Source organism: uncultured Methanobrevibacter sp. (assembly GCF_900314615.1).
GTDB lineage: Archaea > Methanobacteriota > Methanobacteria > Methanobacteriales > Methanobacteriaceae > Methanocatella.
Window position 1 is genome coordinate 1 of the sequence record NZ_OMWA01000034.1, and the last position, 23,516, is coordinate 23,516.

The following is a 23,516-nucleotide window of genomic DNA, read 5'->3' on the forward strand; positions in this document are numbered from 1 at the left end:
AAAAAAATATTAAAATCAATTATCATGGCAAATGAAACCCAATAAATAACAATTCACAAAGGTATAACCCAACTTGCAATTCATCCACGACCTTGAAGAGGTCGTGGTATTCTTGCATCATTTAGATAAACATAATAATATTGATATAATTTTTTTCATATATTCACCTTTTTTTCAAATCCAAGTTCATGGAACTTATTATTTAGTTTATTTTAATCATTTATAAAAGTTTCCGAATGTAAGTGCTTACTTGCATGGTTTTTTAATTAAAAAAGGATTTATTTGTATTATATTTAAAAAATATGGTGTTTAATCTATTTTAACATGAATTAAAGCGTTATAATTATGTATATTTTTTGGAGGGGGATTATTTCTTATGGGCCGTTATTATTGTAAAGCTGCTTGAATTGATTGTAATTCTCAAGTCGTCAACTTCAACATAGTAATTTTTACCTTCTTTTGTAACTCTTGCATTTTCCTGCTTTAATTTGGAAATGCAGTAGCCTACAGGTTCTTCACTGATTTCCAAATTTTTCTGTATTCTTCCAATGCCCATTTCGGTTGTATGAATTTTGTCAATATTTTCTAAAAGAACTTTCTTATGCATTTCATCACCTGATTTTTGCATTTTGATTAAATGTATAAGTAGTTATTTATATATTACTTTCCTATTTAGTATTATGTCATTTTTAAAATTCATTGTTAAAAATCCATTCAGGAGAAAGACCAGTGCATTTCTCTCAATTGTGGGGATTGCAATTGGAATAATAGTTATAGTGGCTCTTGGTGGAATCACAGATGGTTTGGTAAACACATTTGAAGACACAATTCATGCAGGAGGAGCGGACTTTCAGATTTCAGGAAAGGAAACCGGGGATTCTGCATATGGAACCAACACCATTGATGCAAACTGGACAGACAAGATAGCAAATGTTTCAGGAGTTGAGGAAGCATATCCAATTTATGTTGTTCTCACTTCGGTGGGAGATGACTATATGAATACGCTAATCGGAATCGATCCTAACGGTACAACATTGGCGGATATATCAATGAAGGAAGGCCGAATCTTTGAGGATAATTCCTCTGAAGCTATTCTTGGTGAAATATATGCTGATGACAACAACTATTCTGTCGGTGACAATATTGAAATCGACGGAGAAGACTTTGAAGTGGTCGGAATCTATGAAACCGGTGACCAGAATATGGCCGGAGGAGTGTTTACTTCAATTTCCAAAGTTGGTGAACTGATGGATGATGAAGATTCAATTTCAAACATCTACGTTAAGGTTGAAAAAGGCGCAGACCCTCAGACTGTTGCAGACAGTATAGATGAGAAATACGGAGACAACATTACAACAATAACATCAGTAATGGAAATGTCTCAGATGGCAGACATGCTGAACATGCTTCAGGCTTCAACATGGGCGATTTCCCTTCTGGCGATTGTTGTCGGAGGTTTAGGCATCATCAACACAATGCTCATGTCAGTCTTTGAGAGAACCCGTGAAATAGGTGTTTTAAAGGCAGTCGGATGGTCAAACACTAAAATATTGACAATGATTGTCGGTGAATCTCTGGTAATTACAATAGTGTCTGCCGTAATCGGATCATTGATAGGATTTTTGGCCTGCACATTATTGGGTCCGCAGATGGGTATTGAACCGTTATTTACTGCGAAAATATTCATTCAGGCATTTGCAATAGCTATTGTTGTTGGAATAATTGGAGGAATATATCCTGCAATCAAGGCGATGAAACTTCCTCCGACAGAGGCATTGAGGTATGAGTGAGGTGACAGCATGAATGCGGTAGAAATGAAAAATGTTTATAAAAGTTATGAAAACGGAAATATAAAAGCATTGAACGGCATAAACCTCACTATAGGTGAAGGTGAATTCGTATCAATCATCGGCCCGTCAGGGTCTGGAAAATCAACCCTGCTCAATATGCTCGGTGCATTGGATGTTCCTGATTCCGGAAGCATTAATGTTGCAGGTGAGGATTTAAGCAGTTCCAAAAAGCTCAATGAATTCAGGGCTCAAAAAATAGGATTCATTTTCCAGCTGCACAATCTCATTCCCAACATTTCTGTAGTTGAAAACATTGAAATTCCGATGTTTACTCAAAAAATGTCTTCAAAGGAGATGAGAGCCAATGCATTGAAACTGTTGGATGATGTTGGGCTTAAAGACAAGGCAGACATGATGCCGAATAAACTGTCCGGTGGTGAACGTCAAAGAGTAGCCATTGCCCGTGCACTTGCAAATAATCCTTCAATAATATTGGCGGATGAACCAACAGGATCACTGGATTCGAAGACAAGTAGCAAAATCCTTAAGCAACTAATCGATTTGCATAAAGATAAGAATGTAACATTGATTATTGTAACTCATGATATGGATGTGGCCAAACTTGCAGACAGGGTTATCGAAGTTTTGGACGGTGAGATAATATCTGCAGGTGACGATTCTTTGATAAACAGTAAAATTGATGTTTGATTTCAATTTTATTTATTTCTTTTTTTATAATTCGGGGACTGTCCCTTATAACCTTTTTTTGTTTTTTTTAGTATTTTGTGTAATTATTATTTTCGCAATTGTTTTCATCATATAATATTGATTTTACTTTGTAAAATTGTATTCATTCTTTAAAATTGATTTAAGTTCATTTACGGCCTTAAATATTAAAAATAATTAATTTTAAATACTTTGAAGTTCATAATATTTATTATATAATCTTGTAGGTTAAACTTGGATACATGGTATTTATCAAGATTATTTTTTTAGGAGGGTCATGTAGTGAAATGGAACACACTTCAGTCTAAAGCTTATGGATTGGACATTAATGATTTTGTACGTGATGACTTTCTTGAAAAACTCAGAATTGAGTTTGAAGATAAAGATGTTGATGTTGTTACATTGCAAATTGCAGTAAGAGACAAAGTTAAAGATCCTAAAAATGATGATGCCAAAGTAGACATTATTTCATTATCAAACAGGAATATTGAAGATACATTGCTGCAAAAAACAATTCTGGACGTTACCTCTGATGAAAACTTTGAAAAAAATAAAAAAAGTAATCGACGAATTTTAAATTAACTAAAAATGGAGGTTTTGATCATGTTTTCATATGAAAATAGTTATATGATAAATAATGAATATTCTAAATCCAGAAATATCTATGATTCTTTTATTAATGCTATTAAAGAATTGAAAGAAAAGATTTATTCATATGTTGAAAATATCATTGTTCAAAAGGATGGGCCTTCTTTAGATGAGTTAATTGGAAATATAAAAGATTCATTTAACAATACAGAAAATATTTTATCAAATCTTGATTTTTTCAAAGAAGAATATTATGATTTCTCCTCCATTAAAGACATGGCATTTTACATATTGGATAATAAATCGTTATTGCACCATATTTCAATGATTAGAACTTTATTGAATTCTTTTTATGATCTAGTTCAATTTAAAAAAGATTCTTCCAATGAAGAATATGAACTGAAATATGAGGAATTTTCCTCTCAACTCGTTGAGACAGAACAATCATTTTTCACTGAAATATATGAACCTAGTGAAAACTACAATGAAGAAACATTGTCTGAAATATCCAATTCCTTGTTGGGATGAATTGGAGGATTTATATCATGAATTCTTTTGTAGACACTAATGTTGCTATTTCATATATGTTTTCTATTGATCCCTTAAACAATAAATCAATGGCAGTATTTAGAGAATATGATGATATTTTTTGGTCAAATCTTGTTAAAAGTGAATGCAGAATTGTATTTAAAAATAAAAAGAAAATTCTAGTTAAGTTCTATAAAGATTTGGCTGATGATATTAAACCTGAAAATTTTCATGATTTCAAATTCGAAGATTTGAAAAAATATGTCCTGAACAATTATCCCAATGGAAAAAATGTGACCAAATTTTAAGCTCTCTTAAAAAGTTCTGGGATAGCTATGTTAATCAAAGATTTCCATCATACAATTCTTTTATTAAAGCTATTAAAAATTGCTTAAGCGATTTGAAAAATTTAGTCTATTCTAGAAAAAGGCAATGGGAACAAAATATACAGTTAACAGATACCAGAGTTAAAAAATACATTAATTTAAAAAATAAATTGAATTTCCTGAAAGTCCATCATCCTGATGATGATATTATTCTGGATGCACATGACTTTAATTTAAAAAAAGATTTTCTTTTTGATTTCATAACCTTTGATGAAGATTTTTATAATGCAATATCTAAAATCAAAGAGTTTAAATTTAACAAAATTAAAGGAAAATATGATTATCTGTAAACTAGTATTTTAAATTATATTATTTTTAAGTTCAATAACTATCTTAGAAACATTATGCTTTGTTATTAATCAGTAACTATTGATTTTGAGCTTATTTTTCTAATGTTTTTTTTTAAAATTTTGATATAGGAATATTGTTTTCCTGGGGGTGTTGGTAAAAAATTCAGTTATTTCCAAAATGGAAACAACTGATTGATGATAAAAGAATTGAAGGTGTTAATTAGATGATTCCATGAATCATCCTTAATGCATCTAAAAGTCCGTGACTGTATTCAATACAACCGAATGCAGTCCTCATATCTTCTTTTTCAAGATAATATTTTGAATCATTCCAGTAGTCAACAGCTCTGTCATAAACTTCCTTTTCTTTTCCGACAAACTCAATGTGAGCTACCTGATTCAGGTTTCTTTCAAGTTTTGCAATATCCTTTGCTATTTTTTCGGGACTTTCCAGTTCACTCATCTTAATTGCCTCCAAACATGTACTACTCTTTGAGCTACGGTAAAGTATGATAAGATTACCAGTATGTAGATAATGTATGTAAAGTAGATATCTCCTGCGAAGTATCCTATTATTGCTCCAACCATTAAAATAATCATACGCACTGCTCGCTCTGCAATTCCAATGTTACATTCTACGCCCTGTGATTCGGCTCTTGATCTCACATAACTCACGGTTATTGCTGAGTGAATTGCAAGAACACCGACAAACCAGTCGCAGTATCCTCCGAATATGATTCCGATATATATTATCGCATCAGCAAATCTGTCCATTGTAGAGTCTAGAAATGCACCGAATTTGGATGACCTTCCATGATATCTTGCAACGGCACCGTCCACAACATCCAGAAATCCGGATGCCAATATTGCAATCATTCCTAACAACAGCATCTTATTTGCAAATCCGTAGGCTGCAACAACTGCAACAAAGGGGGATATTACTGTTACAATATTTGGATTGATATTCAAGTTCTTCGCTAAAGGATTCAATATTCTTGTTAATAATGGTCTTAAAGATTGAAGCATAATTATATATAAATTTTTATCTAATATAATTGTTAGGTAAGAAAAATGAAAATATTGAAAACCGGCATTGATAAAATTGATGAAGATATCATTAACGAAGCTATAAATGTATTGGCAAATGGTGGAGTAGTTTTATATCCTACAGACACTGTTTACGGTTTAGGAGCTAATATATTCGACAATAAAGCGGTTCGTAAAGTTTTTGATATTAAAGAGAGGAGTCTTTTAAAACCCCTTTCAATTCTTGTCTCACACATCAATGCCATTGACCTGGTTGCCAAGGTCTCATTAAGTCAGAAAAACACGATTCAAGAGTATCTGCCGGGGCCTTACACATTTATTTTGGATAGAAAAAAGATAGTTCCGAGAGCTGTGACAAGCGGGTCAAGCTATGTCGGCGTCAGGGTTCCAAACTGTGAAATAGCCTGCAGGCTGGCAAGCATATTTCCGATAACAACAACCAGTGCAAATCTCTCTGATGATGAAGTTTTATCAACTCCCGACGAAATACTTGAACAGTTAAATAAGGATGTTGATCTGGTTATTGATGTGGGAAAGCTGGATTCAAATCATGCTTCAAGAATTGTGGATTTAACCAGAATAAATCCGAAAATAATAAGAAAATAGAGATTAAAAATTAATCTCTTTTAAATTTATCTTTTGCGCATTGCTACACCGACAATTGCAATAATTACAATAACAATCGCTAATATGAATATAGGATTACCGGCTGTTCTCATTATTGTATCTTGCATTGTAGCCTTTTTTGGTGTTTCATTTGTTATTTTCTTGTTGTTTTTGTTGATAATGGTTGTATTGTTTTCATTAACAATAGTTGTTTTTGTCTTGTTGATTATTGTCTTGTTTGTCTCGTTAACAACTGTTTCATCACTTTTTTCATCAGTTTTATTTGGTGTTGTTTTTTCATCTGATGATTTGTTTTGAACTTTTGAATCATCTGAGGCATTTTTTACATTGCCGTTGGGGGTTGTGTTTGTGTCACTGACATTTTCACCTGCAGCCAGAGTATCTTCAGGGATTATCTGCTGGAGAGACACGGTATATGCTATGCAGTCTGATTTGTCATTTTCACTTGCTTTTAAAAGCTCAAAATTAAAGCTTGCTTCGGTTGTATTGCTTATTTTTACTACAGCACTGTCTCCCACAGTTTCTGAAGAACTTAATGCCTTTTGAGCAATTGCATTGCTTGTATCTTTTGCAACAACTTTGGAGATAACGCTTGCGATTTCATTTTCCTTGTTCTGTTTGTAACATTCTATTATGGCTAATTTAACTGCATTCTCTTTACCTGTAGTGCTTTGGGATGTGAACTTGTCTGAACTGCTTATTTTTTTATTTGAATCCAGACAAAATCCTGTAAATCCGTCACTGAATTTAATTTGATTTCCGTTGATTGAACTGACGGTAATGTAGTTGGTTAAATCTTTAATTTCCTCAGTAGTGTTTAAAGTATCGTTAGTGTTGTTGTCTGCTGAAACGAGACTTAAACAGCCTACTGAGACAATTAAAATTATTAATAAAAGGGTTATTTTTTTAATCATTTTAATGGCTCCTTCAAGTTAATTGATAATATAAATCTTCAAAGATATAATGATTTTGTTAAATTATATATCATATAAAAGTCAATATTTACTTATGAAAGTACTGGCTAACTTTGAAGATAATCAGAAAATTCCATCAAATTCTTCACTGGATGCTCTTTTAAAGGGAGGATTTGAAAAGGGAGTTATTACTCAAATATTTGGGCCTCCAAGCTCCGGTAAAAGTAATATAACACTAACATTAGCTGTTAATGCTGCAAAAACAGACAAGAAAGTGATTTATATTGATACTGAAGGTGGAATTTCAATTGACAGAATCAAACAGATTTCCGGTCATGATTTTCAAAAAGTAGCTAATAATATAATTGTTTTTGAGCCGACAAATTTTCTCGAGCAGAATGACAATCTGAAAGCTATTGAAATATGGCTTAGAAAGAACCATGATGATGTTGACCTGATTGTTCTCGACTCTGCAGTTGCACTTTACCGTGTAGATGACATGAAATCATCCAAATTGAATAAGGAATTAGGTAAACAGATGGGAATGCTGTCAAAGATTGCCAGAAAGTTTGATATAGCTGTAGTACTTACAAATCAGATTTACAATGCTTTTGATGATGAAGGAAATAATGACATCCGTGCAGTTGGAGGAACTATCCTGCAATACTGGAGTAAGGTAATAATCCAATTGGAACGTGGTGATGAGGTAAACAAGAGAGTTGCAACTTTGGTTCGTCACAGAAGCATCCCTGAAGGTAATCAGGCTGTTTTTTCAATTACTTCAAGGGGAATTGTTTAAGATAATTTTATTAACAATTAAAAATAAATAATTATTTTGGAATTGTTGTGTGATATTATGAGAGAAAAAGATTTTGATATTAAACACCCTAAAAAAAAGTTTCAAAAAACTGAAAGGGTGCCGCCGGAAGGATATGGAAGTGCAAATGACTTTTTTGAAGACATGTACATGGACCAGGACATGATTTGGATGGGACAGAATACAAACCATTTACATGACGATACAATATCTGACGCCATGATTGAGGCGATAAAGGAAAAGACATTCTGTAAATATCCTGCTCCTGAAGGATTCAGCGAACTAAAACAGCTGATTCTGGACGATTTAGGTTTCAAAGATTTGGAAGTCTTATTGACCTCCGGTGCAACAGAATCTTTATATCTTGTCATGCAGGCATTGCTGGAACCTGAAGACAATGTTATTTTATCCGATCCTGGTTACTTTATCATTGGAGACTTTGCAAACAGATTTGCTAATGAAATAAGATATGTTCCAATTTATTATGAAGAAAATGACTATAAGCTGACTCCTAATCTGCTTAGAAAAAACATGGATGAAAATACACGTATGGTAATTTTAATCGATCCGTTAAACCCGTTAGGTTCATCTTACACTGAAGACGAACTTAAAGAATTTGCAGAAATTGCAAAAGAAAATGATATATACTTATTACATGATGTGACTTACAAGGATTTCGCAAGAGAACATTTCCATGCACAGACTTATGCTCCTGAACAAACTTTAACCATTTACAGCTTTTCAAAAATATTCGGAATGGCAGGTTTAAGAATAGGTGGAGTAATTTCCACAAAACCTATAATTGACGCCATCAAAAACGCTGTTGTAAATGATTTAGGAGTGAATATTATTTCTCAATACGGTGCTATAGCAGGTTTAAAATCAAAACCTGAATGGTACGATAATATGCGTGAAATCTGTTTTGAAAACCAGAGGTTAATCAACGAAATGATTGAACCTATTGAAGGAGTTTTCCTGCCGGTTTATCCGTCTGATGCAAACATGATGGTAATCGACCTTTCAGGTGCCGGAATCAATCCTAAAGACATGTCAAATTATCTGATTGACAAAAAATTATTCACAAGGGAAGGAGAATACACTTCTGAAGATTTCGGAGACAAGTATCTACGTATAAGTTTCTCAATTCCAACAGAAGAAATTAAAGTATTCTGCGAAGAATTCCCTAAAGCCGTCGAGGCTTTAAGAACAAAATAGGTTGCCTATGAGATTTAGATATCATCAACTTATTCCTAATTTTTATTTACAAGAAAACCCAAACCATCCCAACACAATTATTTCAGATGCTCTTTTAGATGAATTAAACGATTTTATTGCATATTTGGATTTTGCAGGTGTAAGCTATTCCAAATTAAATGATGAATTTAAAAAAGAATGGGAAATTGACTGGGACAATGTCATCATTTTAAAATATTTCATGTCAGAGGACATCTTAAAGATGGAACCTTCCAGAGAAAAGTGCAAACTTGAGGATGCTGAATTTCAGGAAGTGGGAAAGAAAACCTTTGAAGTTGCTGATTTTTTAAGAAAGAACGGTTTCAGTGCAGATCTGGTCAATCCATTGGATGACAGAATCAGCTTAAGGGCAATTGCGATGCAGTCAAACGATGCGGTAATCACTAGAAACAACATGTGCATGTTTAAGGAGGGGCTGAACTTAGGTTTATTCATGATTCACACCTCAATTGAAAATCTTCCTTTCAAACAGGAAAACGACATGCAGTGGGTGAAGGATTACTGCTCAACATGTGGGGTGTGCATTGACAGGTGTCCTGAAAACGCATTTGATGATGATGAGAAAGTATTGAGAAAAGTCTGCACCGCCCACAGGGAAGGCTGCAGTATATGTATTAATTATTGTCCGTTTTACAAACGGGGTTATGATAAAGTTAAAAAAAGATATTTGAGGATGAAAAAATGAGTGAAAAAATAGCTTTGGTTTCATGCAGTGGATTAAGTCCTCTGGGACTTGTAGTAAGGGCTGCCAGTGTGGAGCTGGCATTGGAGAACGAAAATATTGTTGCAGCATGCATAACTGAATATTCAGCACAGCCAAATAACTGCTCACCAATTTTAGAGGATGCAAAAATCGTAACAATAACAGGATGCAGCGATGACTGCGCATCAGTAATTCTGAATGAGAAGGATGTAAATCCAATTAAAAACATTGCGGCTGATGCAGTAGTAAAAGCATATGATTTAAATCCTTTGGATGCAGTAAGGCTTGACGAAGACGGCGAAAAGGCTGTAGATATTTTGAAAAAATATATTTTAAATGAATTGGAAAATATCTGAAGAGATTATTTTTCAATAATTTCAATATTTTCCATAGCTTTGATTTTATCAATTCTGCCGTTTAAAAGAAGCAGAATAATTTCAATAGCCTTATTAATTCCGGATTCTGATCGTTTAAATAATGTTTCACTGTCATTTTCAGATAAATCTGCATAAATGTCAGTAGTAGTTATAATTTCATATTCATTAGTGATAATGCATATTCCACCACGACCTATGCCTGCAGTAGTTCCAATGGCCACATCACAATCGCTTAAATTCCTGACTGCCTGTGCCATGATTTTACTTACTTTTTTATCTCCCTTTTCATCATAGACTTTAATGCCTTTGATTAGCATATCAGGTTCTGGTGGGTTTTTAACATTTAATATTTTTATAACTGCTTCAATTGTGGGAATAAATAAACTGCAGGTGACGCTAAGTTCATCATAGTCAAAATCACCATATTTTCCGATGTCGTTAATGTATTCACATCCAAAATCCCCTTTGTAATTTTGGGCCAGAGCATGCAGTTCTCTTCCAATTTTCCCATGGGTAAAACATTCTGCTGTAGCTATTTTAATCATTTTTATCTCTCAACAGTTTCAATGCATTCATAGTAATGATTTTTGCAACTTCGTCTAATGTATAAGGAGTTACAGGTTCATTGTCTCTAATCAGTTTGTTTGTTGTTAAAACCAAATGATTTTCAGTTATTCCCTGAGCTCTCAGCTCTTCAACGGCGGGATTGGTGTCATCATACTCTGAAATGTCTTTAATTTCAATATTTTCATCGCCAAATCCAAAGATTCCAGCAGTCCCGATTGTCAAAGCTCCCCTTTCATGGGCATGTTTTATTATTTTTGCAGCAGTTGGGATGGTATTTCCTCCAGCTATAACGATAATCACGACATCTCCTTCAATTAAATCAAGATTTTCATCATCAATGTATTCCGGATAGCTTATTATGTTTCTGAATTCCTCTTTATGTGTGCATAACTGCTTTAAAAAGTCTGGTTTATTTTGGCCGATCTGTGCACCAAGAAGAGTAAAGATAACATCTCCCCCATCTATTTTTTGACCGTCAAAAGCACCAATTATTTTTGGTCCGCCTCTGTGAACCTGCATCAGGTTTATACCAATTCTTAAACCTAACCTTCCGCATCCGATTAAATCTATTCTTCCTTTCGGGACCTGTCTGTCTTCCATTTTTTGAATTTCATCTGTTGTCATTGTATCACATTAATTGTTCTATCGCTTTATTGTCAACAACCTCGATTTCAATGTCAAGTTCTTTCAATAAATCTGCAAGCGCATATAATCCCGGAACTTCACTTTCATGGTGTTTCACATCAATCAGTGTAATTTTTAAGTTTTTTGCTAATATTGCTGTTTTTTGGGTTAAATCTCCTGAAATTAAAATATCCAGATTTTTATCTTTAGCTAATTTCACATATTCGGGGTTATTTAGTCCAAAACCAGATATGATGCCTATCTTATTGATGAGTTTATTGTCATCTAAGTTGTTTACTATACGCACATCGCTAAAATTATCTAAAATAATGCTCTTTAATTCTAAAAAGGTATAATCTGTTTTGCATACTCTTCCGATATTTGTTGAACTGTCAAAATAATCAGTCACTTTAATATTTAATGTATCGGCTAATGCGTCATTTGCTCCTCCATAAATAATGTCCCAGTTTGAATGAATGGTATAAGTAGGTGTTTTCGGGATAAACAATGGAGGATGGTGTGTTATTATTAATGTATTATCATTATTTCTGTCATTTTCCGGCAGAAAATCCATATAAATTTTAATTGAATTTATATTCTGTTCAATATCATACTCCTTTTTAAATCCCACATCATCAGATTCCAAAGCTAATGATTTAGGTATTTTTTTATCTATAAATTCAATTATTTCTTTAAGTTTCATTTTAAATCATTTTTGATGTTATTTTTTCAATTTCCTTTTTAATCATCTCATCCATGTTAAACGGATTAATTGTTGATATCTTAAATGCATTTGCATTAATCAGTTCCATGAATTTTTCAATATCCTTTTCCTTGAATATTATCTCTTCAAAAAATCTCATTTCACATGCACAGTAAAGCACGCCTTCTTTTTTAAGAAAACTGTTCAGTAAATCCGTTAAAATACCAATTGCCAATGTCATTGTTCCTGAAGTTTTTGTATCTATTCCTTCTGTCTTTATTATGCTTTTATGTTTTGCTTTAACAACGCTAAGTCTTTTGTAAATGTTGTTTTTTTCTTTAAGAAGTCTGTCATTGTCTTCAGCAACAGGATCTTCAATTATGAATGCTTCAACGTTAAACTTTGATGACTGTTCAACATTAATTCCTCCAAAACCTGTTGTGTCAATGACAATATCTCCTGAATAGATTAAATCAAGATCGGATGAAAATTCAACATTGTTTTTTAACTCTCCGCCTAAACTGGTGTAGAGCAGTTCCTCCAGGTGAGGATAAATGTCAATCAGCAGTATGTTTTCATATTTCTGGCTTAGTTTTTTAACTATTCCAACACCGGTAAAATAAGTTCCGATAACAATTATTCGTGAGTTCTTATCGAGGTTTAAACTTTCAATATAGTTAAAAACGGCTTCGGATTTTTTTAAAATAATTTCATTAAAAATATCTATAAGTTTTGTTTCGGATTTGATTGTAAGCACTTCTGAGGTTATGCCAGTTTCAATATTCATTATCTAACCTTCTATTTTTTTCAAAACCAATTTTTTCAAGAGCTTCACATGCTTCTTCATAAACGGCTTTCTCAATGGATTTTCCATGAATCAGATGTGAGGGGGATGTTCCCGCAGTAAGTATCCTTCCTTTGTTGTCAATAAAAATAAGCAGTGATCCTGAACCGGGAATTCCTAGACGGCCTCTTGCTATTATCAAATCGGCATCGCTCTGGTCAAGTGCCATATATGCTTTTGCAAGAGCGGGGATTCTGCTTGTATCGGCAGTATTTGTATTGATTTGAAGTATTTCAGCTTCATGAAGACCGTAAGATTTTAAAACTTTATTCAATACTTCAACTTTTATTCCGTTCTTGTTTGGAACACATATTTTTTGAGCATTTTTTATATATTCTTGAAGTTCTTTAATCTCTTCAAGAGTATCTCCGAATCGGCAGTTGTTTTCAGACTCTTTAAATGCATTTTGTATCATTTTTTCAAATGCCATGGTATCATATATTGAAAAAAGAGATTAAATAGTTTGAGGTATAAGGCCTAATTTTTCAATAACGCCAACAACTTCATTGTAGTTGCCGTAATTCGGTGAACCGACCCCTTTTACTTCTAGCGGATAATTGTCAGCTATAACTGTTGCCAGGTTATTAGCACCTGCCTTAAGTGAATATTCCACATTTTCAGGACCTACTGTGGGGGTAGGCATTGTTATTGTAATTGCAGGATACATTATGCGTGTAACAGCAACTATTTTCAGCTGTTCTTTCAGCGGAAATGGTGGATGATTTGCCATTGGTGTATCCGCATATGGGTTAAAACCCATAATTGGAATCTCACTAAGGGTTTTAAACTTACCTAAAAAGCGCAAATGCTTTATTCTATCTTCTGGACTTTCACCTAAACCTAAAAGTAGACCTGAAGACAGCCCGATTCCAGCATCACATACGAGTCTGCATGTTTCAATTCTCTGTTTTAATGAATCACCCGGTTTTGCTTCATAGAAAACCTCTTCATTTATGGTTTCCAGATTGCAGCAAATGGTTTCCACTCCAAGGTCTGAAAGTTTTTCAACGGACTCTGGTGTCAAATCTCCACCTACATTGACGAGTACTTCCAAATCAGTATTTTCCTTCACGATTCTACAGGCATTCACTGCCTGTTTTCCTTTATATCCGTATCCTCCGGAGCAGCTTACGCGGGGGATGTGTGCTTCATTTATGGATTGTGCTGCATTTAGTATTTCTTCATCGGATTTGTAGAATGCATTGTAATATCCTTTTGATGAAGTTTCTTCTGCAAAACCGCAGTATTTGCATCTAGGTTGAATTTGACATTTGTTTGTAATATGGACTGTTGATGTTAATTTTATTGTTTTTGATTGATTGTCCCTTATTTCAGCGGCAGTCTTAAATAATTTTTCCAAATTTTCATCATCATCAATAGCTAATAATTCTAAAAATTCCTCATCACTTAATTCTTGTCCATTTTTTGCTTTATTTAAAATATAATCAATCAATTTAACACCAAACTTTAATTTTTTTTAATAAAAAACATTAACTTATTTGTTAATGGCTATTTTAGCATAACCATTAAAAAATAAGTTAAAAAATTGTTGATAGACATCAACAATTGTAACTTATTGTGTTTATTCTTCTTTACCTAAGTAATCGAGTACAGTAGGTACGATTTCTGCTAATGAACCGAAGTTCATTGAGTCAGCAGTACCTAATAATGCAGCAGGGTTTAAAGCATCGTCCATTTTGTCGATACCTTCATTTTGCATTAAAGCAGTTACTTGGGTTAAAGCTTCGTTAGCCATCATTTGTGCAAATCCTGCAGGAGCACCTAAAATTTGGGTAACTGTATCTCTGTAAGCTAAGATACCTGCATAGGTAATAGCAGTTACAGCTGAACACATGTCACATACGGGACCGACCATATTAGCAGGTAAAGTAAATGCGGATCCTCTTGCTTTTTGACCTAATTCCATTAAAGTATCGATGGAAGCTTGGTCTGCGTATCCTTCAGCGATGTAAACTTGTCCTTTCATTTCAGGTACTGCACCTGGGTGGTAGGAAGCTACGTTAACATCAGTTCCTAAATCTTCGAAGATTTTGTTTAATCCGGTAGTAGGAATGGTACATGCATGAGTTACGATTGCGCCAGGTTTAATGGCATCAGCGAATTTTTCGATGATAGCAGGCTGCATTCCACCTTCTGGTAACCAGGTCATTACCCAGTCAGCGTCAGCTACAGCTTCACGGTCATCAGTAGTACATTTCATACCTAAGTCTTCTGGATGAGTGAAGTGGATTGCACCTTTTTCTGGTTTTGGTACGGTTTCAGCTAATTTTGCAACTTTTTCTCTGATAGCAGGCATTACTTCTTCAGGATTTCCTGCTTTGTGAGCTGCAATTACTTCTGCATAGTCGAAGTCATCTACTACAGTGAATTCACCATCAAATACTGGGTCAGATACAACTACTTCATCTACACCAGCTAATTCTAATAATTCAGCACCCATTTCGATTGTAGAGTGGGTCATAGAAATGTTTTCTTTTCCGGTTGCTTCTGCAACTTCACAAGCTCTTGAGAAGTTGGTAATTCCACTTGCAGCGTGTGTTCTGTAACATCCTGCACCTAAATTCTTTTAATCTAGAAAGAACCATTTTTTTCTCTCCATATATTTATGGACTTTTTTTAAATCAGGGACTTAAAAAAATTTTACTACATGGCTAACTATGTTAATTGCATTTTTATTAAAATAAATATGGTAGTTTATGCCATGTAGTAATATATTCTATTTAAAAATTAATATTATTTAAATCTTTACATTGCCCTTTATTAAGTATTATTTTTTCTATAATATATCTTTTTTCAGTAATACTGTTATTACTTTTTCATTTGTTATTTTATATGGCGGTATTACTTTTATTTTATTTTACCTTTGTTTTAAAGTTAATTTTGGTATTCCTAAATCGAAACATTTTTATTTGAGATTTCACTGAAAAATATATTAGTTAAACATAAATTTGGAGAATTTTTCATGTATGATTTAATAAAAAGAGCTGTTCATGATGATGATGCTGCAATTGTAATTTCAAAAATGGACAAGGATGTTGTGTCTGTTGTTGATGCGATTTCAGAACTTTCATTAGAAGAAACCATGAAATTAGGTATGCAATTTAAAAGATTTCCTTTGGGATGTGACCTGACAGAAGTAGTTGCAGGAACATGCGCCTCTGATTTGGAGTTAATGGACTTATTGGGAAATTGCCGTTTATCAGATATGATCGGTGCTCCAATTCATATTTGTGCTTATGCATTTTCAGACATTGGTGAAAAATTTGGAATGACCGGACTTGAAGTGATGCAGAAGGTTCACGAAATTGTTGATGTTCCTCTTGACCTTGATCACTTTGGTGAAAATGGTGCTATGAGACTTCCAAAAAATATCAGCGGGTGTGGTGGTGAATGCTATAATAAGGGTCCTGCATTCACTGAATGTCCTCGCGGAAGGATTCATGAACGTTTGATTGATAAAGAATTGGAGCAAAAAGATGATAAGGAAGAATGGATTAAATTATCTTCTTCTGTTGCTGTTAATGTAACTTCAGAGCAAACCGGTGACGGTCATGCTGCACCTTTAAGAGAAGCAGAAGATATCGCAAATTTGGCTAAAAAATACGGAAGAGGTTTGGAATCCATAATGTTTGTCGGTGATGGGTATGATGAGGTCATCACAGGTTTTGAAAAATCAATAGAGATTGGTGCAGACGTTATTGTTGTTGAAGGCGGTCCTTTCAACAGGTGTGAAAATACTGCTGAAGCATTTGCCAAAACTATTGCTGCTGCAAGAATATTGTCTCCTGGAAAAGTAGTTGCAACCAATGGCGCCTATGAGCATGAAGTAAGGGCAGGATTGCGTTCCGGATTAAATATGGTAATCACTGGTTTTCCAAAAAATCATCACGGATATATGTGTGGGTATGAGCCTGGAACTGCTAGAAGAGGTAAATTCGGACTTCCGCGTATTATTCAGATTATAAATGAAGAATTCCCTAACAGAGGACTTCCAGTTCAAAAACATGATCTTCTGTCTTTGGCAACTGCTGTTAAAATTGCAGGTCCTGATTATGTATATCCTAGAAAAATCGGGTCATATCATGTAGGTGATGCCCACTGGGCGACTTTAGTTAATTCCAGAATGTATCAAAATATTGAATTGAAACATACTTTAGCAGACATTGTTGATTTTGCCGAAGGAAATACAATTTCTTTACATGGCGGAAGGTTTATTTCATGGGTAATTGCCAATGAATTGGATAATCATGTCGATGAAATTATAATTTCTGATGTTGATGAATGGGTATTAAAAAATACTGTGGATAACTTGCAGGATGCTTTAAATGCAACTGTTATTGCTGAAACTGATGATAAAGTTGCAGCTAAAAATGCGGATTATTCTATCGCTTCTTCAACTATGATTTCCGTCAAAGAAAATATTTTGAAAAAGGTACCTGATGCATTAACTATCATATAAGTAATAATTTTTTACAAAAAAGTATGTTTTAAAGTAGTATTATTTTTATAAAAAGTATTACTTATTTTAATTTACTTTTTTACCTATTTTTTTATTATTTTTTTTAATGTAATCATGTATTTTGATGAATATGCTTAAATTTATTCAGTCTTTAATTAAATTAATTAGATTAGGTCTTTATTTTTAATTTTAAGAAATATGGTAAATTTTTGTAGTTATTATTTTTTCACTAATAATGATTGTCCTTTATTATTTTTTCACATACTTGTCTAATTTGTTTTTATAATTTTATAATGGGTTTATTTATCCTTAATTTTTCGATATAAGTGGTTTTTAAGGAGTAATACTTTAATAACATTTATATGTTTATTACTTATGATTAGTGTATAGGTTATTGAATTAATTTAAATTAATTTTAATAATTGTGAGATTATTTTATTAAATAATTGGAGAGAGTAGTGTGGAGATTACTGTTGATAAAATAGCAATGATTCGTGAAGATTACAATCCCAAAAATACGAATTTAAATTTAGATATTGATTGGTCTGTGGAATATGTTCACATAGATCAAAAAGAGTTGAGATATGATATTATTTTAAAGTCTATAAAATATTTAAATTTAAATTTTAAAGTTGAGGGTTTAATCAGATTGGAGGATTTGGAAGAATTTGTTCAAGGGGATTGTTCTCAAATAATTTTCCATCATTCTTGTAATATCTTAATGAATATGATTTCATTAACTAGACAGTCACATTATGAATTGTTGAAAGAGGATATCAGTTCTGCAGTTAATTTTGATGCTGCTTTTTAAATTTGGTGATGTATTATGTTTGAAATTAAACACACGTTATGCCCGTCATGTAGTGTTGGTTGTGGTATTAATGTGATTTTAGATAATGAAGAAATTGTCGGAACATTTCCTTATAAAAGGCACCCTATTAATGAAGGTAAAAATTGTTCAAATGGTAGATCTTCCCTTGAGGATATTGGAAAACAATTTGAATTGGATTCAAAAGTTTTAAATGAAGTCATTGGGAAATTAAAATCCTGCAATAATGAAAAAGTTACTGTAATTTTTTCAGGAAATAATTCTAACGAGGATTTGCAGGCAATAAAATCTTTGTGTGAATCAAATGGTTTTAATATTTTGTCATATGCGGATAATTTGAGAAATTTTGATTCAGTAGCATCTTATGAAGATGTTGAAAATGCATCAAATATTTTTGTAATTGGAAATATTTTATATGAAAATCCGTTGATTGGAAGGCGTATCATTCGAGCAAAGGAGAATGGTGCTAAAATTCATGTCAATGATGATTTGGAGGGGTCACCGACCGCTAACATATCTGATGAATTCACATCCCTCACTGTTAAAGAATTCCTTGAAACTAATGATTTTGATGATGAATCTATTTTAATATTTAATAAAGTTGATTCCTTTGATGATTTGGACTTAATCGAAAATTTAAATTGTAAATTATTGCCGGTTTATAGCAAATCTAATTTAAAAGGAGCATTGAATTTAGTTGAAGCGATTTCTAAGGAAGATGCATTAGATTTATTAAACAATACTGAACTATTATTGGTTTTCAATGATGATGTTGTGAATGAATTTGATTTTGATTTCAAATCAATTTCTCAAGTAATTGCAATCGCTCCATCTCAAAATGATACAACTGAAATTGCGGATTATGTGATTCCAACAAAATTTTGGTTTGAATGTGATGGGTCATTCACTAATGCGGAAGGATTAACACAGCAATTCAATTCCCTTTGTGATTCAGGTAATATGAGTATTGTGGAAATTATTGAACAAATAAATGGAGAGTTGGAGTGATTTTATGAGTCATATATTAGCTAAATCAAAAGATGATGTAATTCTTGATGCGGGAGAATGCGGCGGTGCTGTTACAAGCATTTTCAAATATCTGTTGGATGAAGGTCTTGTAGATGGTGTACTGGCATTACGTCCTGGTGATGACATATACGATGGAGTTCCAACTTTTATAACTGATTCTGAAGATCTGATTTCTACAGCCGGTTCCTATCATTGTGCTCCTACAATGGTCGGAAATCTCATACAAAAATATTTCTCAGATAAAAAGATTGCAGTTGCTGTAAAACCATGTGATATTAGATCTATTGAAGAGTTGATTAAAAGACATAAAATCAATCCGGATAACATTTATACTGTAGGTTTGAATTGTGGAGGAACTGTTTCTCCAGTTACTGGGCGTAAAATGATTGAATTATTTTATGATATAAATCCTGATGATGTTGTAAGTGAAGAGATTGATAAAGGACAATTTATTGTAGAACTTGCTGACGGTAGTGAAAAAGGCGTAAAAATCCATGAATTGGAACAACAAGGATATGGAAGACGTAATAATTGTCAAAGATGTGATGTAAAAATCCCTAGAAACGCAAATATTGCATGCGGTAACTGGGGTTCTGAAGACGGATGGACTTTCATAGAAATAAATGATGAAAAGGGTCAGGAATTAATTGATGGTGCAAAAAAGGCCGGTGTTCTTGAAACCAAAAATGCATCTGAACAAGCTATTGGTGCAAGGTCAAAAGTAGAAGGTATCATGATAAAGATGGCTAAAAAAGCTCAGGACGCCAAATTCGGAGATGCAGAAAACATGGATGCATGGAAAAGATGTATCGGATGTTATGCATGTAGAGATATTTGTCCAATCTGTTGGTGTTATGAAAACTGTGAATTAAACAAATCCTACTTTAAAGATGAACTTAACATTCCTCCTGAACCAATTGCATTCCAAGGAGTAAGGCTCTCTCATATGAGTTTCAGTTGTGTTGATTGCGGTCAATGTGATGATGTATGTCCTATGGACATTCCTGTTTCATTAATCTTTGACAAGTTACAGAAAAAATATTATAATAGGACTGGTTATGTAGCGGGAGTTTCAGATGATATTAAACCTCCATTATATAGTCCAGATAAAGTTGAATTATGAGGTGGTTTTAATGTCTGATGATATAAAAATTGTAGGTTTGTTATGTAACTGGTGTTGTTATGGAGGTGCTGATACTGCAGGAACTGCACGTATGCAATACCCTCCTAATGTCAGAATCATTCGTGTAATGTGTTCCGGAAGAATAAATCCTTCAATGATTTTTAAAGCTTTTGAAGAAGGTGCAGATGGAGTATTTGTAGGGGGATGCCATATTGGGGATTGCCATTATGATGCAGGTAACTACAAATGGTCTAGAAGATCAAAAATCGTTGAAGATATTTTAGAAGAATTCGGAATTGAAAAAGAAAGATTTCGTCATGAATGGATTTCAGCATCTGAAGGTGAAAAATTTCAAAAAACAATGTTGGAATTTCATAAAACTCTCTCAAAAATGGGTCCATTACATTTAGAATAGAGTTAAAAATAGTCAGCATATAGTATGTAGATAGCTATGAAATAATAGCTATTTACTTCTATATAATTGTTTTTCTAAGATTAGTGGAATAATCACTAATGCTAGAAAAATAGTTAGAATAGTAATGTTTTGATTATTTTTCAATTAATTATCTTTATGTTGAAAATTCATCATTAGTCGGGTGATATTGGTTGTTGGCATAACCAATCGATATTGCTTTTTTCTCCATCATATAGATAATTAAACAATGAAAAAAGAAATTTATATGGTTTCTTTCACTGTCTACAATAGCTATTAAAGCGATCTCTCCTCTAACCTTTAATAGCTATTTTTTTATAATCTGATTTTTATAATATTTTTTTGTAAATTGTTATTATTTTAGGTAGTATTATTTTAATAAAAAGTATTACTTTTTTTTTAATAGATATTTTTAATTATTTTTATTATTGATTGCATTATTTTAAAGGATAAACCAAAATAAATTCTTAAACAGAGGTATTCGGTAAATAAACCGGTAAGGGTATTGTTTTTTTTAGTATTATTGGTTTTACTTATTTTGGTGGTTATTATTTTTTTGTAAATATTCATTTAAAATAATTATTTGTCTTTTTTACAGTCTCTAGTTTTTTATTGAGAAATTTAACTAAATTTTAATCTTTTGATTTGAATTTAACGTAGAATTTAGAGAGTATTACTTTAATAACATTTATATGTTTATTACTATTTAGTATAGTATAGATTATCTTTAGGATAATTAAATATGCCACGGCAAATTAGTAATTAGCCGCCTTACCTCAAGTAAATAGCTTTTAGCTATTTACTCTCTATCTTTCATTTTTTTAAGATTTTAAATTATTTTTTTCTTAATTTGCAAGTCCTACATATAAAAAAGTATATGCTGGTGATGGAAAAAATAAGGGAATATTTAATCGGATAAGTAATAATATTCTCCTTTCTCTTTTTGTTCACGGTCTTTATAACTGTCGAGCTTGTTGACTCTTGGTCTTTTTGTTTCTTTGTCTCTTCTGAATGTAATGTTGAGATTTCCTAAAAATTCGTTCATTGCATTTCTAAGGTCAGTTGGTTTTGATGCATGACCGTTCAATCCAGGAACTCCGTCAAACACCATTGCCCTGTCGGAAATATAATCTATAAAGACAATATCGTGATCAACAATAAGTGAAGCAGCATTTCTGCTTTCAACAAGTTTTCTGATAACTCTTGCAGCAATAAGTCTTTGTTCAACATCCAGGAATGCTGTAGGTTCGTCGAAAAGATAAATCTCAGCATCTTTGGCCAAAGTTGCAGCTATTGCAAGTCTTTGAAGTTCCCCACCACTTAATCCTTTAACAGGTTTGTCAAGCATTTCGTTTAATGTTAATGGATTCAGGATTTCACTTTCAAAGATTTTACTGCCGTAACTAGGTGCATTCATGTATAAAAAGTCACTAACGGTTCCTTCAAAGTTTGAAACGATGTATTGTGGTTTGTATGCAATTGTAACTTCCTCATCAACTTCTCCGGAAGTAGGCTCTTCAACGCCTGCAAGTATTTTAGCGAATGTTGTTTTACCGATACCGTTTGAACCAAATGCAGTTACAATTTCATCGTAAAAGATTTCTCCTTCATCAGCAGTCAGTGTGAATCCGTCATATTCTTTGCTTAAATCGGAATAGCTTGCAAGCGCATCTCCTTCATCTTCTGGAGTTGGGGGTCTTATGGTAAATTCAATAGGATTTCTTCTGATTCTTACATTCTCTTCTGCTAAAAATCCTTTGATATAAGCATTAATACCTAATCTGACACCTTTTCTTCCGGACACTACACCGTATCCTCCAGGTGTACCGTATAGGATGTGGATGTTGTCGGACAATGCATCTAGAGTAGCAAGGTCGTGCTCAATAACAAGAACGCTTTTGCCTTCTTCTGCAAGTGAACGGATAACCTTAACGGCATTTAATCTTTGTGACACGTCAAGCCAGGATGTAGGTTCGTCAAAGTAGTAGAAATCACCTTCCCTTAAAACGGTCGCAGCTATTGCAACCCTTTGAAGTTCCCCACCACTGAGGTTTTCCATTTTTCTGTCTAAAACGTTTTCAAGCTGAAGCTCTTTTGTGACATAATCCAGCTTGTCTCTTTCATTAACGTTTGTAAGAAGGTCTTTCACTTTACCTTTAACAACTTTAGGAAGCTGGTCTACCATCTGCGGTTTCAGTATGGTTTTGATGTTGCCTTCAGATAAATCCTTGAAATATTTCTGAAGTGCTGAGCCTTTATAGTAGTCTATTACAGCATCCCAGTTTTCAGGTTTGTTTTCATAGTCTCCAAAGTTTGGGATCAGATTTCCTGATAAAATATTCATTATTGTGGATTTACCGATACCGTTCTGGCCTAAAAGTCCTAAAACAGTTCCTTCCTCAAGGGTTGGAAGACCGAACAGCTCGAACTGGTTTTGGCCAAACCTGTGGATAGGTTCACCTGCGGCTTCTGGTAAATTGATAATTGTAATAGCATCAAATGGGCATCGGTTGGTACAGATACCGCATCCTTCACATAATTCCTCAGATATCAACGGTTTTTTTGTATTTTCATCAATTACTATGGTGTCCTCATCCATTCTGACACCAGGACAGTAATTTATACAAAGATAATCACATTTTTTAGGTTGACATCTGTCCTTGTCTAAAATTGAAATACGAGTCATTATAATCTCCTTAAAAAATATAATCATTAATAATTTTATTTATTCTATTTAATTAAATTATTGTAAAATGCAGTATTTTTAAAAATTGCTTTCACTTTGTAGAATTGCTGTTATTTGTTAAAATTGCTTTTAATTGGTTTAATTGAATTCA

General features: G+C 33.1%; 27 protein-coding genes and 1 pseudogene. 16 read left to right on the forward strand and 12 right to left on the reverse strand.

Annotation, left to right across the window (positions count from 1 at the left end; translation table 11 throughout):
- Positions 1-367 precede the first annotated feature (367 nt).
- Positions 368-607 carry a DUF3781 domain-containing protein gene (locus QZN33_RS10780; RefSeq protein WP_296792343.1) on the reverse strand — a complete coding sequence of 80 codons (240 nt, stop codon included), beginning with the start codon at positions 605-607 and terminating at the stop codon, positions 368-370.
- Positions 608-680: 73 nt separating this feature from the next.
- Between QZN33_RS10780 and QZN33_RS10785 the strand changes: the two genes are divergently transcribed.
- From QZN33_RS10785 to QZN33_RS10810, 6 genes are all read left to right on the forward strand, one after another.
- Positions 681-1,790 (forward strand): ABC transporter permease, encoded by a 1,110-nt coding sequence (locus QZN33_RS10785; protein ID WP_296792345.1) that lies wholly within the window; start codon positions 681-683, stop codon positions 1,788-1,790.
- A 9-nt stretch (positions 1,791-1,799) separates the two neighbouring features.
- Positions 1,800-2,498, forward strand: coding sequence for an ABC transporter ATP-binding protein (locus tag QZN33_RS10790; RefSeq protein ID WP_296792350.1), 699 nt, complete (start codon positions 1,800-1,802; stop codon positions 2,496-2,498).
- Positions 2,499-2,798: 300 nt separating this feature from the next.
- Positions 2,799-3,098 (forward strand): hypothetical protein, encoded by a 300-nt coding sequence (locus tag QZN33_RS10795; RefSeq protein ID WP_296792353.1) that lies wholly within the window; start codon positions 2,799-2,801, stop codon positions 3,096-3,098.
- Between the two features lie 21 nt (positions 3,099-3,119).
- The gene (locus QZN33_RS10800; RefSeq protein WP_296792356.1) at positions 3,120-3,632 is read left to right on the forward strand and encodes a hypothetical protein; all 513 of its coding nucleotides are present in this window, start codon (positions 3,120-3,122) and stop codon (positions 3,630-3,632) included.
- 17 nt (positions 3,633-3,649) lie between these two features.
- Positions 3,650-3,940 (forward strand): hypothetical protein, encoded by a 291-nt coding sequence (locus QZN33_RS10805; protein WP_296792359.1) that lies wholly within the window; start codon positions 3,650-3,652, stop codon positions 3,938-3,940.
- A gap of 92 nt (positions 3,941-4,032) precedes the next feature.
- Positions 4,033-4,308 carry a hypothetical protein gene (locus QZN33_RS10810; RefSeq protein ID WP_296792362.1) on the forward strand — a complete coding sequence of 92 codons (276 nt, stop codon included), beginning with the start codon at positions 4,033-4,035 and terminating at the stop codon, positions 4,306-4,308.
- 220 nt (positions 4,309-4,528) lie between these two features.
- Here QZN33_RS10810 and QZN33_RS10815 read toward each other — a convergent pair whose 3' ends face one another.
- Together QZN33_RS10815 and pgsA are read right to left on the reverse strand one after the other, a co-directional pair.
- A complete protein-coding gene (locus tag QZN33_RS10815) occupies positions 4,529-4,771 on the reverse strand; it encodes a DUF357 domain-containing protein (protein ID WP_295001272.1) in 243 nt (80 codons plus the stop codon).
- Positions 4,768-5,334 carry an archaetidylinositol phosphate synthase gene (gene pgsA, locus QZN33_RS10820; RefSeq protein ID WP_296792365.1) on the reverse strand — a complete coding sequence of 189 codons (567 nt, stop codon included), beginning with the start codon at positions 5,332-5,334 and terminating at the stop codon, positions 4,768-4,770. Before pgsA ends, QZN33_RS10815 begins: the two co-directional genes overlap by 4 nt.
- A 45-nt stretch (positions 5,335-5,379) precedes the next feature.
- On the opposite strand from pgsA, the gene QZN33_RS10825 reads away from it, so the two are divergent.
- Positions 5,380-5,961: an L-threonylcarbamoyladenylate synthase gene (locus QZN33_RS10825; RefSeq protein WP_296792368.1), complete on the forward strand. Its 582-nt coding sequence runs from the start codon at positions 5,380-5,382 to the stop codon at positions 5,959-5,961.
- A gap of 26 nt (positions 5,962-5,987) precedes the next feature.
- Here the strand turns inward: QZN33_RS10825 and QZN33_RS10830 are convergent, their stop codons facing one another.
- Entirely contained in the window at positions 5,988-6,896 is a 909-nt protein-coding gene (locus tag QZN33_RS10830) for a hypothetical protein (protein WP_296792372.1), read from the reverse strand.
- A gap of 94 nt (positions 6,897-6,990) precedes the next feature.
- Here QZN33_RS10830 and radB point away from each other — a divergent pair, with 94 nt between their 5' ends.
- Genes radB through QZN33_RS10850 form a run of 4 tightly spaced genes read left to right on the forward strand, consistent with a single transcriptional unit; the run spans position 6,991 to position 10,026 of the window.
- Complete coding sequence (radB, locus tag QZN33_RS10835) at positions 6,991-7,695, forward strand: DNA repair and recombination protein RadB (protein ID WP_296792375.1); 705 nt, start codon at positions 6,991-6,993, stop codon at positions 7,693-7,695.
- 57 nt (positions 7,696-7,752) lie between these two features.
- Positions 7,753-8,928 (forward strand): pyridoxal phosphate-dependent aminotransferase, encoded by a 1,176-nt coding sequence (locus QZN33_RS10840; protein ID WP_296792378.1) that lies wholly within the window; start codon positions 7,753-7,755, stop codon positions 8,926-8,928.
- A 7-nt stretch (positions 8,929-8,935) separates the two neighbouring features.
- Positions 8,936-9,652 carry a 4Fe-4S binding protein gene (locus QZN33_RS10845; RefSeq protein WP_296792383.1) on the forward strand — a complete coding sequence of 239 codons (717 nt, stop codon included), beginning with the start codon at positions 8,936-8,938 and terminating at the stop codon, positions 9,650-9,652.
- The gene (locus QZN33_RS10850; protein WP_296792386.1) at positions 9,649-10,026 is read left to right on the forward strand and encodes a putative zinc-binding protein; all 378 of its coding nucleotides are present in this window, start codon (positions 9,649-9,651) and stop codon (positions 10,024-10,026) included. The genes QZN33_RS10845 and QZN33_RS10850 overlap by 4 nt, the downstream gene beginning before the upstream one ends.
- Before the next feature lie 5 nt (positions 10,027-10,031).
- Here the strand turns inward: QZN33_RS10850 and QZN33_RS10855 are convergent, their stop codons facing one another.
- From QZN33_RS10855 to hmd, 7 genes and pseudogenes are all read right to left on the reverse strand, one after another.
- On the reverse strand, positions 10,032-10,592 hold the full coding sequence (locus QZN33_RS10855; RefSeq protein WP_296792389.1) for a FeGP cofactor biosynthesis protein HcgF family protein: 561 nt from the start codon (positions 10,590-10,592) through the stop codon (positions 10,032-10,034).
- Entirely contained in the window at positions 10,585-11,238 is a 654-nt protein-coding gene (locus QZN33_RS10860) for a hypothetical protein (protein WP_296792392.1), read from the reverse strand. The genes QZN33_RS10855 and QZN33_RS10860 overlap by 8 nt, the downstream gene beginning before the upstream one ends.
- A gap of 4 nt (positions 11,239-11,242) precedes the next feature.
- Complete coding sequence (locus QZN33_RS10865) at positions 11,243-11,941, reverse strand: Nif3-like dinuclear metal center hexameric protein (protein ID WP_296792399.1); 699 nt, start codon at positions 11,939-11,941, stop codon at positions 11,243-11,245.
- A 1-nt stretch (position 11,942) separates the two neighbouring features.
- The gene (locus QZN33_RS10870; RefSeq protein ID WP_296792402.1) at positions 11,943-12,728 is read right to left on the reverse strand and encodes an SAM-dependent methyltransferase HcgC family protein; all 786 of its coding nucleotides are present in this window, start codon (positions 12,726-12,728) and stop codon (positions 11,943-11,945) included.
- Positions 12,718-13,215: a DUF3236 domain-containing protein gene (locus QZN33_RS10875; RefSeq protein ID WP_296792405.1), complete on the reverse strand. Its 498-nt coding sequence runs from the start codon at positions 13,213-13,215 to the stop codon at positions 12,718-12,720. Before QZN33_RS10875 ends, QZN33_RS10870 begins: the two co-directional genes overlap by 11 nt.
- A gap of 24 nt (positions 13,216-13,239) precedes the next feature.
- The gene (hmdB, locus tag QZN33_RS10880; RefSeq protein WP_296792408.1) at positions 13,240-14,238 is read right to left on the reverse strand and encodes a 5,10-methenyltetrahydromethanopterin hydrogenase cofactor biosynthesis protein HmdB; all 999 of its coding nucleotides are present in this window, start codon (positions 14,236-14,238) and stop codon (positions 13,240-13,242) included.
- Positions 14,239-14,367: 129 nt separating this feature from the next.
- Positions 14,368-15,366 (reverse strand): annotated as a pseudogene (hmd, locus tag QZN33_RS10885) (5,10-methenyltetrahydromethanopterin hydrogenase); the annotation flags it as partial.
- Positions 15,367-15,768: 402 nt separating this feature from the next.
- On the opposite strand from hmd, the gene hmdC reads away from it, so the two are divergent.
- From hmdC to QZN33_RS10910, 5 genes are all read left to right on the forward strand, one after another.
- Positions 15,769-17,265 (forward strand): 5,10-methenyltetrahydromethanopterin hydrogenase cofactor biosynthesis protein HmdC, encoded by a 1,497-nt coding sequence (gene hmdC / locus QZN33_RS10890; protein ID WP_296792411.1) that lies wholly within the window; start codon positions 15,769-15,771, stop codon positions 17,263-17,265.
- Positions 17,266-17,725: 460 nt separating this feature from the next.
- Entirely contained in the window at positions 17,726-18,076 is a 351-nt protein-coding gene (locus QZN33_RS10895; protein WP_296792414.1) for a pilus assembly protein, read from the forward strand.
- 15 nt (positions 18,077-18,091) lie between these two features.
- Positions 18,092-19,102, forward strand: a complete 1,011-nt coding sequence (locus QZN33_RS10900; RefSeq protein ID WP_296792418.1) for a hypothetical protein — start codon at positions 18,092-18,094, stop codon at positions 19,100-19,102.
- A gap of 4 nt (positions 19,103-19,106) precedes the next feature.
- A complete protein-coding gene (locus QZN33_RS10905; protein ID WP_296792421.1) occupies positions 19,107-20,246 on the forward strand; it encodes a Coenzyme F420 hydrogenase/dehydrogenase, beta subunit C-terminal domain in 1,140 nt (379 codons plus the stop codon).
- 10 nt (positions 20,247-20,256) lie between these two features.
- Entirely contained in the window at positions 20,257-20,661 is a 405-nt protein-coding gene (locus QZN33_RS10910) for a hydrogenase iron-sulfur subunit (RefSeq protein ID WP_296792424.1), read from the forward strand.
- Positions 20,662-21,586: 925 nt separating this feature from the next.
- On the opposite strand, the gene QZN33_RS10915 is transcribed toward QZN33_RS10910, so the two are convergent.
- Positions 21,587-23,365 carry a ribosome biogenesis/translation initiation ATPase RLI gene (locus QZN33_RS10915; RefSeq protein WP_296792426.1) on the reverse strand — a complete coding sequence of 593 codons (1,779 nt, stop codon included), beginning with the start codon at positions 23,363-23,365 and terminating at the stop codon, positions 21,587-21,589.
- Positions 23,366-23,516: the final 151 nt, after the last annotated feature.

Bases quoted from the DNA above. Each gene is read 5' to 3' on its own strand.
- QZN33_RS10805 (WP_296792359.1), top strand. From the start codon at position 3,650: ATGAATTCTTTTGTAGACACTAATGTTGCTATTTCATATATGTTTTCT.
- QZN33_RS10900 (WP_296792418.1), top strand. From the start codon at position 18,092: ATGTTTGAAATTAAACACACGTTATGCCCGTCATGTAGTGTTGGTTGT.
- QZN33_RS10910 (WP_296792424.1), top strand. From the start codon at position 20,257: ATGTCTGATGATATAAAAATTGTAGGTTTGTTATGTAACTGGTGTTGT.
- QZN33_RS10860 (WP_296792392.1), bottom strand. From the start codon at position 11,238: ATGACAACAGATGAAATTCAAAAAATGGAAGACAGACAGGTCCCGAAA.
- QZN33_RS10865 (WP_296792399.1), bottom strand. From the start codon at position 11,941: ATGAAACTTAAAGAAATAATTGAATTTATAGATAAAAAAATACCTAAA.
- hmdC (WP_296792411.1), top strand. From the start codon at position 15,769: ATGTATGATTTAATAAAAAGAGCTGTTCATGATGATGATGCTGCAATT.
- QZN33_RS10780 (WP_296792343.1), bottom strand. From the start codon at position 607: ATGCATAAGAAAGTTCTTTTAGAAAATATTGACAAAATTCATACAACC.
- QZN33_RS10870 (WP_296792402.1), bottom strand. From the start codon at position 12,728: ATGAATATTGAAACTGGCATAACCTCAGAAGTGCTTACAATCAAATCC.
- QZN33_RS10800 (WP_296792356.1), top strand. From the start codon at position 3,120: ATGTTTTCATATGAAAATAGTTATATGATAAATAATGAATATTCTAAA.
- QZN33_RS10850 (WP_296792386.1), top strand. From the start codon at position 9,649: ATGAGTGAAAAAATAGCTTTGGTTTCATGCAGTGGATTAAGTCCTCTG.
- QZN33_RS10905 (WP_296792421.1), top strand. From the start codon at position 19,107: ATGAGTCATATATTAGCTAAATCAAAAGATGATGTAATTCTTGATGCG.
- QZN33_RS10915 (WP_296792426.1), bottom strand. From the start codon at position 23,365: ATGACTCGTATTTCAATTTTAGACAAGGACAGATGTCAACCTAAAAAA.
- QZN33_RS10825 (WP_296792368.1), top strand. From the start codon at position 5,380: ATGAAAATATTGAAAACCGGCATTGATAAAATTGATGAAGATATCATT.
- QZN33_RS10855 (WP_296792389.1), bottom strand. From the start codon at position 10,592: ATGATTAAAATAGCTACAGCAGAATGTTTTACCCATGGGAAAATTGGA.
- radB (WP_296792375.1), top strand. From the start codon at position 6,991: ATGAAAGTACTGGCTAACTTTGAAGATAATCAGAAAATTCCATCAAAT.
- QZN33_RS10815 (WP_295001272.1), bottom strand. From the start codon at position 4,771: ATGAGTGAACTGGAAAGTCCCGAAAAAATAGCAAAGGATATTGCAAAA.
- pgsA (WP_296792365.1), bottom strand. From the start codon at position 5,334: ATGCTTCAATCTTTAAGACCATTATTAACAAGAATATTGAATCCTTTA.
- QZN33_RS10875 (WP_296792405.1), bottom strand. From the start codon at position 13,215: ATGGCATTTGAAAAAATGATACAAAATGCATTTAAAGAGTCTGAAAAC.
- QZN33_RS10785 (WP_296792345.1), top strand. From the start codon at position 681: ATGTCATTTTTAAAATTCATTGTTAAAAATCCATTCAGGAGAAAGACC.
- QZN33_RS10790 (WP_296792350.1), top strand. From the start codon at position 1,800: ATGAATGCGGTAGAAATGAAAAATGTTTATAAAAGTTATGAAAACGGA.
- QZN33_RS10845 (WP_296792383.1), top strand. From the start codon at position 8,936: ATGAGATTTAGATATCATCAACTTATTCCTAATTTTTATTTACAAGAA.
- QZN33_RS10840 (WP_296792378.1), top strand. From the start codon at position 7,753: ATGAGAGAAAAAGATTTTGATATTAAACACCCTAAAAAAAAGTTTCAA.
- QZN33_RS10830 (WP_296792372.1), bottom strand. From the start codon at position 6,896: ATGATTAAAAAAATAACCCTTTTATTAATAATTTTAATTGTCTCAGTA.